General features: G+C 45.2%; 10 protein-coding genes. 8 read left to right on the top strand and 2 right to left on the bottom strand.

Annotated features, from left to right (window positions below):
* The first annotated feature begins 83 nt into the window (after positions 1–83).
* Complete coding sequence (locus AC1DLI_RS11905) at positions 84–1,985, top strand: ATP-binding protein (protein ID WP_477602756.1); 1,902 nt, start codon at positions 84–86, stop codon at positions 1,983–1,985.
* 52 nt (positions 1,986–2,037) lie between these two features.
* Here the strand turns inward: AC1DLI_RS11905 and AC1DLI_RS11900 are convergent, their stop codons facing one another.
* The gene (locus AC1DLI_RS11900; protein WP_477602754.1) at positions 2,038–2,280 is read right to left on the bottom strand and encodes an NHLP leader peptide family RiPP precursor; all 243 of its coding nucleotides are present in this window, start codon (positions 2,278–2,280) and stop codon (positions 2,038–2,040) included.
* 114 nt (positions 2,281–2,394) lie between these two features.
* Positions 2,395–3,330 carry a hypothetical protein gene (locus tag AC1DLI_RS11895; protein ID WP_477602752.1) on the bottom strand — a complete coding sequence of 312 codons (936 nt, stop codon included), beginning with the start codon at positions 3,328–3,330 and terminating at the stop codon, positions 2,395–2,397.
* Between the two features lie 372 nt (positions 3,331–3,702).
* Between AC1DLI_RS11895 and AC1DLI_RS11890 the strand changes: the two genes are divergently transcribed.
* The 7 genes from AC1DLI_RS11890 (at position 3,703) to mmsA (ending at position 12,683) form a co-directional block, all read left to right on the top strand.
* Positions 3,703–4,272, top strand: a complete 570-nt coding sequence (locus AC1DLI_RS11890) for a hypothetical protein (protein ID WP_477602750.1) — start codon at positions 3,703–3,705, stop codon at positions 4,270–4,272.
* Between the two features lie 81 nt (positions 4,273–4,353).
* Positions 4,354–5,436 (top strand): Gfo/Idh/MocA family oxidoreductase, encoded by a 1,083-nt coding sequence (locus tag AC1DLI_RS11885; RefSeq protein ID WP_477602748.1) that lies wholly within the window; start codon positions 4,354–4,356, stop codon positions 5,434–5,436.
* Between the two features lie 101 nt (positions 5,437–5,537).
* Positions 5,538–6,551 carry a substrate-binding domain-containing protein gene (locus AC1DLI_RS11880; RefSeq protein ID WP_477602746.1) on the top strand — a complete coding sequence of 338 codons (1,014 nt, stop codon included), beginning with the start codon at positions 5,538–5,540 and terminating at the stop codon, positions 6,549–6,551.
* A gap of 18 nt (positions 6,552–6,569) precedes the next feature.
* The gene (locus AC1DLI_RS11875) at positions 6,570–8,447 is read left to right on the top strand and encodes a cache domain-containing sensor histidine kinase (RefSeq protein WP_477602744.1); all 1,878 of its coding nucleotides are present in this window, start codon (positions 6,570–6,572) and stop codon (positions 8,445–8,447) included.
* Between the two features lie 15 nt (positions 8,448–8,462).
* The gene (locus tag AC1DLI_RS11870) at positions 8,463–9,689 is read left to right on the top strand and encodes a response regulator transcription factor (RefSeq protein ID WP_477602742.1); all 1,227 of its coding nucleotides are present in this window, start codon (positions 8,463–8,465) and stop codon (positions 9,687–9,689) included.
* Between the two features lie 283 nt (positions 9,690–9,972).
* Positions 9,973–11,049 carry a multiple monosaccharide ABC transporter substrate-binding protein gene (gene chvE, locus AC1DLI_RS11865; RefSeq protein WP_477602740.1) on the top strand — a complete coding sequence of 359 codons (1,077 nt, stop codon included), beginning with the start codon at positions 9,973–9,975 and terminating at the stop codon, positions 11,047–11,049.
* A gap of 101 nt (positions 11,050–11,150) precedes the next feature.
* Entirely contained in the window at positions 11,151–12,683 is a 1,533-nt protein-coding gene (gene mmsA, locus AC1DLI_RS11860; RefSeq protein WP_477602738.1) for a multiple monosaccharide ABC transporter ATP-binding protein, read from the top strand.
* The last annotated feature ends 2 nt before the right edge of the window (positions 12,684–12,685 follow it).

Here is a 12,685-nt window from a genome sequence, read left to right as displayed (position 1 = left end):
GGAAGGATTAGAAGGATCTGAATCGAATGTTGTCGAAATACAGTAAAGTGTTAGGTTTATATTTTTTTACATAGAGGTGTAATATGAAAGGTTTATATAGATTTTTATTTGCTATTGTGGTTTTGTTATTTTTAACTTCCCATTTTTTAGTGACGCCTTCGTATGCATTATCAGATAAACCGGCTGTCACAATTACGGAATGGGAAATGATGTGGGAAGAGGAGACTGAAAGCACGGTTCAGGATGCAATATCCAGGAAAGACCTAGAATGGATCAAAATTGAGTATGGAAGTAAATATCCCAATGTTCCAGAGGGCATCCATACAGCATGGATAAGATTTAAATTACCGAAGTTAGGATGGTCAGTACCTGTATTGTCAGTAAATAAGCTATATGCTGCAAATGTAAAAATTTTTATCCAAGAAATAAATGTGTTCACTAATATTCGTGATTATTCTTACGATAAGAATCAGTTTCTTTTACCGTTAGATAAGCAAACATCGCTTTCAACTGTTTACATGAAGGTCGATACCTATACGGATCGATTAGGTTTACAGGATCAACTTGTAGTGGGTGAATATCAATATCTTGCAAAAAACCACATGATAAGAGATTTAATTGATGTTATTTTAGGAGCCTCTCTTATATTCATATCCATGTCTATACTGCTGTGTAAGTTATTTCTTAATAAAACGATTGTGAAAGGCTGGGGGTCATTAAGCACAGTCATATTGTCGATCGGATTAATGATTCTCACGTACTCGCCGTTTGTTCACGCTAATTTTTCTCAGTACGGAAAAATTAGTTATTATTTATTTGATATTGCATCTACTCTTGTAATGCCTTCTCTTTTCTTTTTTATCGAAAAAATTTTTGGGAGAGGTCCATTTGGAATCATACTCCGTTTTAGAAATTTACAGATTTTCATTGCGGTTGTATGCATAATATGGTTGCTGATTAGCTTTAAATGGGAAGCTGCTTATGAATGGTACACTTATGCTGCGACTTTTTCTTTTGCTCTTTCGATAATTATTGGAAATCTATTGTTTATTGGTTCTCTTATTATGTTTTGTCGCAAAGGGAACAAAGATGCAATCTTAATGTCAACAGGGCTATCCATATTTGCAGCGGTTAGCGGAGCAGAAATAATATGGTTTTTTACAACGGGGATGATGCATCAAATGTTTTATTGGAAATGGGGAATCTTTGGTTTTCTTGCATCACTAGTTATAATACTAGCTAGACGAATTTCTCAAAATTATGAGCAGGTACTTAGATATTCGAAGCAATTAGAGATTTTCAACAATGAACTGCAACGATCTGAAAAAATGGAAATGATTAGTCAGCTTGCGGCATCCGTAGCTCATGAGGTTCGTAATCCATTGCAGGTAACGCGAGGGTTTCTGCAGCTTCTTGGAGCGAAGACGAATAACGATAAAGATAAGAGTTATATGGTAATTGCAATTGATGAGCTTGATCGAGCTTCAGAAATCATTACTGACTTTTTGACCTTCGCTAAACCCCAAATAGAACATACAACATTGCTGAATATAGGAGAAGAATTACAAAAGATAGAAGGGATTTTAGTTCCTCTAGCAACCATGCAGGGCGGTGTTATTCATTTGAAATATGCTGCTGATCTATACGTGAAAGGCAACTCCTCAAAGTTCAAGCAAGCTTTGATAAATATTATTAAAAATAGCATTGAAGCATTAGGAGAAGATGGAGTTATAGAAATTCAAGCATTCGAGAATAAGAGTGAGAACAAAGTGGTTATTAGTATAAAAGATAATGGGGAAGGTATGAGTGAGTCTGATATAAAGAGATTGGGTGAACCTTATTATTCCAAGAAGACAAAAGGAACTGGGCTCGGGCTGATGGTTACTTATCGTATTATTGAAGTGATGCAAGGGTCAATTGTCTTCAAAAGTATAAAAGGGAACGGTACAGAAGCAATTATATATTTACCTGTCTCTATACAATAATAGAGTCGATGCCTCGCTTAGTGAAGGCATCGACTCTATTTTTATAATTTCTCTATCGCCACATAGGAACGTCTACATGATTTTCATCTTTAACCTCTGCAGGGCTTTGCGGCAGCACCAAGTAAAACTTATTAGCCGATTCTTCTACGACTTCGACTTCAATAGTATCTGGTACATCTACGCCAAAAGCTTCTTTGACCGCTGCTTTCGGATTGGCGATAAGCTGCTTCTTGAACTCAGCGTCTTCCCAAGCCTTTTGAATAACTTGATCTTTCAATGTTTGTTGTGCGGACATAATAGTCATCCTTCCGAATATGTATAAGTTTTCCATACCCAGTCTATCATGTCTATTCGACAAATTCTATATCATTTTTCAATTATTCGACAAATAATAGAACTTTTGTATCTTTTATATAGCTGAATTAAGTAGGAAATAGTTAAAACCGCCCTTGAGCAGCTGTTGCTTGTTTGATTCTATCGTCTCATGTATCTGGTGCAAATTAATGAGTATGAAATTATGGAAGGCCTCTAATTCAGCCGATCCCGCTTCCAAAGCAATCAGCTTAGTCTGGTTATCTGAAGCATGCTGAACATACTTCTTCAAGCATCCTCGAATATATATGGCATTCTCAGCATCCTTTTCAGTTAGCGGGGTATMAGCTGTGCCTCTGTCGGCTGCGATCATCGCCAATAAACCGTTGTAGCTGCCGTCTGCCAGATCTTCCTTCCAATCCGCGTAGTCATCAGCCATCTGCAGTGTCATCAGCACGATATCGATCGCTTGCTCCAGCTTCTCTATAAGCTCCGTACGGCCAGCCAACAGCAGCGCGCCCGTGCTTGCGATTTTAACGGGACCGGCTTTGCCGGCCGTCCGGATGGGATTACGGATAAAATAATCGTCGCGGTGCTCATTCGTTACGCTTTCGGCCCAAGTCGTCACATAACGGTGATAATAGCTCCAAAACAATGAATGCGAAGGAAATAGCTCACGGAATACGCTAAACATCTCAAGCATCAGCAGATTGCCGAGGGCCAGCTGTTCCTTCCAGCCCGAAGAAGGCTGACTGTCCATCACATCATCCTGAATGAAAAAATAAAGCATTCCATATACATTAGCTAATGCGAGCTTCTCGCACTGCGAATCGCTGATTCCGCTGGGCTCTTTCACCCAGTAGGGCAGCAGGCTGCAAATATAATCTTTGCCGCTTTCATGCTTAACGGGGTTGAACTTATCCGCGTAAACTAGACCAATCGTATTCAGCGGCTCGGGAAACAGGGCAATACGGGCTTCCGCCATGCTGTAAACATGCGCCAGCTGTGCTTTATAACGGGTGAACCATTCCATGAAAACGCCTCCGCTGCAAATGGATATACATGATACACTATACTAAATAAAGATTTGTTGCATATAGATAGGTTATGAATGGTGTCAATCTTTTCCTACTATATCATTTGTCCTGCAAGAAAATCTTAACATTTTTTTAAGCAAGAGGGAGAAAAGGGCGAGTTCCTTATTGAGTAAAAAGAGAAAATCCAGTAATATGAAGTTAGGTTATGAAAGTAGAAGAGGTTGGTAGACGGCCCTCTGTCACACTATACTTACAGAACTGGACTAAGGTCGGGGATAGGGCTATTACCTGAGCAGGTTTAGAATTTCGTTCTCCTGCATTAAAGTTAATACCTAGATGAAAGTTCTTTAATGTGGAGGTAGTACGGCATGAATAGAGATAAGGAAATCTATGTGCTCTTAACGAATACGGGGACATTATTTTCGAAGACGATAAGATGGTATACGAAGAATATGCTCAATCATGCGTCGATCGCTTTTGACAGCGATCTGAACGAGGTTTACAGCTTCGGCCGAAAGAATCCTAGCAATCCGTTTTTTGCCGGTTTTGTGAAAGAGGATGTTCGAGGCGAATTTTTTGAGAATTCAACCTGCGCTTTATACAGATGCACAATTAGCGATTGCTCCTATATAAACATTAGAAACCAGATCCACTACATGGAAAAGAACAGCGATCAATACAAGTATAACCTGCTTGGCATGTTCGGCATCATGCTTAACATTGAGATGAAACGGGATTACGCTTATTTTTGCTCACAATTCGTGGCATCCGTTTTTGAGGAAAGCGGCGTGAACCTGGTCAATAAGCCGTCACTGTTTGTTACGCCCGCTGATCTGGAGAACACCTCTATGCTTGAGTTAGTATACCACGGTAAGCTGCACACCTATACAGGCGTCAAAGAGGAAATAAAAGCGACAGGCACATTCCGAACAGCGTAAAAAAGATCTCTCATGGGGAGGTCTTTTTCTTTTTTATATACCCTAGACCAAACATCTTGAAACGCGGAGGCTGAATCTATTATGTCTATTATAAATTTTGGAATCATCGGCGGAGGCTGGCGGGCAGAATTTTACATACGAATCGCGAAAGCGCTGCCTGAACGGTTTCGCATCCATTCTATACTTGTCAGAGACGAGCATAAGGGACGGGAGCTTGAGGCAAAATGGGGCATTCGAACCGTACGCACGCTTCAGCAGTTTGCGGGAGAGGCGAAGCATTTCAGCTTCGCGGTCGTCTCTGTGCCCCGGACGGCTGCCCCGAATATCATCCGTGAATTAACAGAGCTTGGCATCCCTATTCTTGCGGAGACGCCGCCGGCTGTCGATTTGGCTGCCCTGGCAGAGCTATGCGGTTCATTGCCGAGGGATGCGAAGATTCAGGTAGCCGAGCAATATTTGTTTCAACCGATGCATGCGGCCCGGATTCGGATTGCAAAATCAGGAAAGCTTGGAGAGGTGTCGCAGGTACAGGTTTCCGCGGCGCATGATTACCATGGGATCAGCTTAATTAGACAGCTGCTCGGCGTTGGATTCGATGCCGCGACGATAAGCGGGGAGCAGTTTGAATCCAAGCTGATGAAAGGGCCTAGCAGGCAAGGTGATCCGCTCGAGGAGCAAATGGTTCAATCGGTGCAGCGGATTGCTACGTTCCGTTTTGGGGACAAGCTGGCTCTGTACGACTTTACAGGCGATCAGTATTTCTCGTGGATCCGCCGAAGCCGCATGCTCGTGAGAGGCAGTAAAGGCGAGCTGATAAACAACGAAATCAGCTACCTTGAAGATTACGCGACACCTATTTATACAGAGCTCCGCAGAGTGGATACCGGCCATCATGGCAACCTAGAGGGCTATTATCATCGCGGAGTTATTGCGGAGGGGGAGTGGGTTTACAAAAACTCGGTTGCCCCCGCGCGATTAAGCGATGATGAAATAGCGATCGCGACCTGCTTGCTGCATATGGGGGATTATGTGGCGGGAGCTAGACCTTCCTTCTACAGCTTGGCTGATGCTGCTCAGGATCAGTATTTGGCGCTCTTAATGGACCAAGCGATAACAACAGGCCAGTCAGTTAAGACGGAGAAACAAGTCTGGAACCACCTTTAATTGTAAAGTAATAATATATTTGCATGTATGTTAAAATAAACGCAGCTCACGAAAGTGGAGCAGCGTTTATTTTATTTATTTTTGAAAGGGGTTACATCGGCTTGAAGAAAATACTGCTCATTTATGGATTGCTCATCGTAACATTCATGCTGTTCGTCTTTTATAACCAAAACATCGGTTACCGCAATGCCGATCCGAATCCATGGGAGCAGATGGATGAAGGACTGCGCGGCACCATTGACGAGAAATACGTGATGGTTACCTTTCTCTCCGGAATCGAGTATTGGAAAACGGCGATTAAAGGATTTGAGGATGGCGCACAGGCGCTAAACGTGTCGGTCGAGTATCGTGGCGCGACTCAGTATGACGTAAATGAGCAAGTAACCGTCCTTGAGCAGGTCATAGCCAAAAAACCGGCAGGCATCGCACTGTCGGTTATGAATGCGAGTGCGTTGACCGGCTCCATCAATAAAGCAGTCGAAGCCGGCATTCCGGTCGTGCTGTTCGATGCAGGAGCGGACGAGAGCAAGGCGTATTCCTTTCTTGCTACTAACAATTATAATGCAGGGGTTACGGCCGCGCATAAAATGGCCGAGCTCATTGGCAATAAAGGCAAAGTCGCTGTCGTGACGCTGCCTAACCAATTGAATCATCAGGAACGGACGGTAGGGTTCCAAGAAACGATTTTTAAGCAATATCCTGAAATAGAAGTGGTTGCGATTAAAGACGGTAAGGGTGATCAGCTAGTGTCGGGGCAGATGGCGGCTCACGTAATGAAGCAGCATCCAGATATGAAGGGCTTTTTCATGACTGAAGCGAACGGCGGTGTAGGCGTCGGTAAGATGTTTCAGCATAATAACCAAGTGAAGCTGATCAGCTTCGATACGGATAAAGGGACGTTGGATATGGTGAAAGAGGGCACAATCGCTGCAACACTTGCTCAAGGAACGTGGAATATGGGCTACTGGTCTCTGCAGTTTTTATTCCATCTCCATCACAATATGACGGGACAGAGCGCCACTTCAGTCATGGGCGGATCGCCTCTGCCGAAATTTGTGGATACGGGGATAACCGTCGTCACGCAGGACAATGTCGATAGCTTCTATGCGAAATAACGGAGAACGTACGCTGAAATGAGAGGTAGTCACTTGAAACAGCTGAAATTTTTTCAATTAAATAATTTGCCGATACGTTACAAGCTGATTATTATGTTTTTACTTATTTCCATTTTGCCATCTATAGGGCTCGGGCTGCTCATTGATTATACGGTCGAACGAATTATTGGCAAGCAGGTTAATGAAAATACGCTCCAGCTCATTGGGAAAGTGAATAAGTCGCTGGAGTTTTATGTGAGCAATATGCAAAATATGACGTATCTCATTGCGTTTGACCCCGGTGTGCAGCAATTTTTGAAAGGAAATGACAATGGGGGATCTCTGGCGGAACGGGAGAATAACGTCTACAACATGCACAAGTTTTTGCAAGGCTTCACCACGTTATATTCGGAAGTCGCGGGCGTCATGGTGGTCAATAGTAAAGGCGAATACATCAGCAACGAGCTATATGCCCGCAGTTCGCAGCCGTTGACGGAGGAAAGCTGGTTTATGGAGGCGGTAGCGAGCAGGGGGATTTATAAGATTCTCGGCAAGCCCGACCATCGTAATATTACGAGTCATGCTAATTATAAAGAGGACGAAGTGATATCCGTTGTCCGCGCCATTCTTGATCCGAATACGCAGCAGGTTGAGGGCGTCGTGCTTATCGATTTAAAGCTCAGAGTCATTGCGGAAGCTGTGAAGGATGTAAGACTCGGTAAAACGGGTTATTTGCTGGTCATCGATCATGATGGGGGACATATTTATTCGCCCGCAAAACCGATTATTCGCGATATTCCGAAGCAATGGGTGATGGATGGCAGTACGGGTACTTTTTCACAGACGGTGGACGGCGAGAAGCTGCAAATCATCTACCGTAAGTCATCGTTCACCGATTGGACGACAGTCGGCGTGTTTTCATCCAAGGAATCAGCTTTGGAAGTTCAGGAAATCCGCTTCTATGTCATCACTTTCGTATTTTTTCTCTGTTTGCTCAGCATCGCGGCTGCCATTTATTTGGCGCATTCGATGTCTAGGCCGATCAATCAGCTGATGTCATTTATGCAAAAAGCGGAGAACGGCGATCTGACGATCCGGTACTGGGGTGAGCGCGAGGACGAAGTCGGCAAGCTTGGCCGGAGCTTTAATACGATGCTGGCCCAAATGAATAAGCTGCTCAGCTTAACCGAGCTTCAGGGAAGGCAGAAGCGGGAGGCAGAGCTGCGCAGCCTGCAAGCGCATATTAAACCTCATTTTTTGTACAATACGCTGGATACGATCCATTGGATGGCAAGGAAAAAAGGTGCCGACGACGTTGCGGAGGTCGTGCAGTCACTTTCCAAGCTATTCCGTATCGGACTTAGCAAAGGTAATGACATTATTCCGCTTGCGGATGAAATCGAGCATATTCAAAGCTATCTAGTGATTCAGAAGACAAGATACAAGGACAAGCTCAATTATTCGCTGGATATCAGTCCGGATGTGCAGCAGCTGTACGTGATCAAGCTGGTGCTTCAGCCTATTGTGGAAAACGCGATTTATCATGGGATTAAGGAACGGAGGGGCCCGGGTCATATTTCGATAAAAGCTTATATTGACGAAGGCTTGCTTCTATTGTCTATATGCGATGACGGTGTCGGAATGTCACCAGAGAAGCTGGAACATTTGCGAAGACTGCTGGAGAGCACAGTAGCTACTCCGAAACTTTCGGAGCATGATCTTAAAGAGCTTAGGGAGCATCAAGAAATGGTCAATTCCAGGAAGCCGCAGGAGCAGCAAGGTTACGGCGTTCTTAATGTGCAGGCCAGAATACAACTGACGTTTGGTGAACGGTACGGCATGAGCATGGAGAGCGCGGAGGGCAAGGGGACAACTGTAACCATTACGCTTCCGATTTTGCGGGATATTCATGGGTAGAAGGGAGGTGTACAAATGGATGGCTTATTAAGAGTATTAATTGCTGACGATGAGCCAATCATTCGGGAAGGTGTCCGAGGCTCGGTCGATTGGGCAACGCTTGGCATGCGCGTATGCGCGGAGGCGGAGGACGGCGAAGAAGCTTTGGAGCTGGCGCTTCTGCATCAAATTCACGTTGCGCTGGTCGATTTGAATATGCCGATTATGAACGGCATTGCGCTCATGAAGGAGCTGCGGCAGAAGCTGCCGCAATGCCGAATTATTATCATCACGGGACATGATGAGTTCGCTTATGCGCAGGAGGCGATCCGGCTTAGCGTGGATGATTATATTTTGAAGCCGGCTAATGCGGAGCAGCTGAGGGATGTGCTTACTCGGATAAGGCATGACCTGGAGACGGCTCAGAAGCAGGAGGAACATTTACAGCAGGCATCTAAACAAATCGTTAAGAACTTTCCGCTAATACGGGAAAGGTTCTGTCTCGAGTGGATTGAAGGGACGCTGACGAATGACGAAATTGTAGAGCAGCTGCAGTTTTTGCGGCTTCCGGTTCATTCGCCTGCTCTGATCGGCGTAATCCGTTGGCCCGAGCTGAATGCCAGCATGCCGCTGAGAAAGGAAAACGACCGGCAGCTCTTTTTATTTGCGATCGAGAACATTGTGTCAGAAATGCTTGAGGCCTATGAAAAAGTATTATTTCGCGACCATGCCGGCTTAATCGTCATGATCCTGTGGGGAACGGTGCCGGAAGTGCTTATTTCAGATATGCAGCAAGCGGTTCAGGCCTACCTGAAAATATCGGTACATGTGTTTACCCAAACGGTTGAGCAAGGTCTGCAGTCTGTTCCTGCCGTCTACCGGCAATGCAAGTCGGGTATTTATAAAGAGACAGTCATGTCCCCGCTCGTACGCCGGGCACAGGACTATATACGCGAGACGTACATGGATGCGGATATGAGCCTCGAATCATTCGCCAATTTAATGCAGGTATCGCCCGTTTATATGAGCCGGATCATCAAGCAAGAGCTGGGCACCTCATTTGTCAGCCTTGTGACGCAGCTTCGCATGGGCAAAGCGATCCAACTGCTTAATGCGACTGATTTGCCGATCAATGAAATCGCCGAGAAGGTTGGCTACGATACGCAGCATTACTTCAGCACCGCTTTTAAGAAATCGGTAGGCGTATCGCCAAATCAATACCGAAAAGGTGCAGCCTTCCAGGAGGATGAGCCTTTAATTTAGATTAAAACTGAACAATAATGAAGCCCCGTCGGCGCAAATCGCGCTGACGGGTTTTTTAATATATAAGAATTTATATGTTTTCACATATAAATGTGCTTATATATCTCCGCGAAACGACTGCTTTTGCCACAGAGGACTGCGACAGCCGTTTACGCTTGTTTGCTGCAAGAAGGTTTAATTTTTATAAAAAAGGTAGCTTTATTGCAAAGACGATAGCGAGCCCCCGAATGTATATTGATTAGGCAGAATCAAACTTGTTTAGAGACGAAAGGGGACGGCACACATGAGAAAAGGGCTGGCTTTACTTGTTGTAACGGCAATTGTATTCGTACTTTCAGCATGCGGAGCATCAAATAACGGAGGCAGCGGAGATAGCGGATACGTGGGCATTTCGATGCCTACCAAATCATCCGAGCGCTGGGTAGGCGACGGAGCAAACATGGTGAAGGAGTTCAAAGGGCTCGGCTATAAGACAGACCTTCAGTACGCGGAGGATGTTATTGAAAACCAAGTATCCCAAATTGAAAATATGATTACGAAAGGCGTCGATATTCTCGTTATTGCGCCGATAGACGGAGAGTCGCTGAGTGACGTGCTTGGCAAAGCGAATAAAGAAGGCATTGAGGTTATTGCTTATGACCGTTTGATTAAAAAAACGGAGAATGTCAGCTACTATGCCACTTTCGACAACTTTAAAGTAGGCGTGCAGCAGGCTTCCTATATTGAAGAAAAGCTTGGCCTTAAGGATGGTAAGGGGCCGTTCAACATCGAGCTGTTCGCAGGCTCGCCTGACGACAACAACGCTTACTTCTTCTTCGACGGAGCGATGTCCGTTCTGAAGCCATACATCGATAGCGGCAAGCTTGTCGTCCGTAGTAAACAAACGACGATGGATCAAGTCGCAACGCTTAGATGGGACGGAGCGCTTGCTCAATCCCGTATGGATAACTTGCTGAGCGCAAATTACGCAAACGAGAAAGTGCACGCGGTATTGTCGCCATATGACGGCATCAGCATCGGTATTTTGTCCTCCTTGAAAGGGGTTGGCTACGGTTCGGATAGTAATCCGCTTCCGGTAGTAACCGGTCAAGACGCAGAGCTTGCTTCCGTTAAATCGATCATAACTGACGAGCAAACGCAAACGGTATTCAAAGATACACGCGAGCTTGCGAAAAAAGCAGTTGCGATGGCGGACAGCATTTTGAAAGGCACTGAAGTAGAAGTGAATGACACAGAAACGTACGATAACGGCGTGAAGGTAGTCCCTTCGTACCTGCTTGAGCCTGTTTCGGTCGACAAATCGAATTACAAGACAGCACTCGTTGATAGCGGCTATTACACCGAAGACCAACTTAAATAAATCGCAATGATAAGGTGCTCCTACGATTTAGTGATGGTTGCCCAGACTGTCACTAAATCGTTTTTATTAAAATATAAGAGTGTATAGGGCGTGATCATGACATGACGACAGGTATCATCCTTGAAATGAAAAACATAACGAAGACGTTTCCGGGCGTCAAAGCACTGGAAAATGTGAATTTGCAGGTAAAAGAAGGCGAAATTCACGCGCTCATGGGAGAAAACGGCGCAGGCAAGTCAACGCTCATGAAGGTACTCAGCGGTGTATATCCGCATGGCTCGTATACGGGCGATATTTTGTACAAAGGACAAGTATGCGAGTTTAAAAATATTTCGCAGAGCGAGCAGCTCGGCATCGTTATTATTCATCAGGAATTGGCGCTGATCCCTCAGCTTTCGATATCGGAAAATATTTTTTTGGGCAATGAACAGTCCAGAAGAGGCATTATCAATTGGAACGATACGGTCATTAAGACGAAGGAATTGCTGCAAACGGTCGGTTTGAATGAATCGCCGGGTACGCTCATCTCATCGATCGGCGTCGGCAAGCAGCAGCTCGTAGAAATTGCGAAGGCGCTTTCGAAGAAAGTGCAGCTGCTTATTCTCGATGAACCGACCGCTGCGCTCAATGAAGAGGACAGCGAAAATTTATTGAACCTGCTGCTTGCCTTTAAGAAACAGGGCATTTCATCCATCATGATTTCGCATAAGCTGAATGAAATTACGAAGGTTGCCGACTCCATTACCATCCTGCGCGACGGTCAAACGATCGAAACGCTGGATATGGTGAAGGACAACATTTCGGAGGACCGGATTATTAAAGGGATGGTCGGCCGCGATTTAACGCAGCGTTATCCGGCGCGTGAGCCGAATATCGGAGATACGATTTTTGAAGTGAAAGATTGGAACGTTTACCATCCTACGCAGCAGGACCGCAAGGTGATTGACGATGTGAACATGTATATCCGCAAGGGTGAGATCGTTGGAATCGCTGGACTTATGGGAGCCGGCCGAACGGAGCTGGCAATGAGCATATTCGGCAGGTCCTACGGAAAACGAATAAGCGGAGCTGCCTATTTGAAAGGCAAGAAAGTGCAGTTGAATTCAATCAATCAAGCGATTGACCACGGCATTGCTTATGTGACAGAGGATCGCAAGCATTATGGGCTCATTCTTATCGATGACATTAAACGGAACATTACACTGACCAGCCTGCACAAAATATCGCGGAATACGGTCGTGAATGCGAACCAGGAAATCGTCGAAGCGGAGAGGTTCCGCTCGAAGCTTAATATAAAGACGCCAAGCATTTTGCAGAAGACAGGCAATTTAAGCGGTGGCAATCAACAGAAGGTCGTGCTCAGCAAATGGATTTTCGCGGGGCCGGAGGTGCTCATGCTGGATGAACCGACACGAGGCATAGATGTTGGCGCCAAATATGAAATTTATACGATCATTAATCAGCTTGCGTCGGAGGGGAAAGGCGTGCTGATCATTTCATCGGAGCTTCCCGAGCTGCTTGGCATGTGCGATCGCATTTATGTGATGAGCGAGGGCAGGCTGACGGGCGAAGTAAGCGGGCAAGAAGCCTCGCAAGAGCATCTGATGAAATTAATGACGAAGAGCAGGAGGTAAGA

The sequence above is a fragment of the Paenibacillus sp. 01T443 genome (genome assembly GCF_056398325.1).
This window is presented reverse-complemented; position numbering and strand designations above follow the sequence as displayed.